We start from the raw sequence: 276 nt of genomic DNA on the forward strand, positions 1-276 counted from the left end.
ACCGCGCTCGCCGAACTCCGGCCCGGCACGGCCGACATCGCCTTCCACTCCACCCTGCTGGGCGGAGTGCTCGGCGGGACGCGGCTCGACGCCGACTACTGGTACCGCAACCTCCGGGAGCCCGTCCGGTTCGAACCCGTGGTGCGCGGCCTGCTCGACTCCGGCCACGCCGTGTTCGTGGAGATCAGCCCGCACCCGGTGCTGACGGCCGCCGTGCAGGACACCGCGGAGACCGCCGAGCGGACCGCCGCCGTGGTCGGCACCCTCCGCCGCGAC

1 protein-coding gene is annotated in these 276 nt (G+C 75.0%); it reads left to right on the plus strand.

All coding sequences use genetic code 11. The annotated features are described in order from the left end of the window. A partial coding sequence (locus tag V5O46_RS31745; protein ID WP_332888195.1) for an acyltransferase domain-containing protein occupies nt 1–276 on the plus strand: 276 nt, incomplete at both ends.

This window comes from Streptomyces poriticola (assembly GCF_036689765.1).
Taxonomy (GTDB): Bacteria; Actinomycetota; Actinomycetes; order Streptomycetales; family Streptomycetaceae; genus Streptomyces; species Streptomyces poriticola.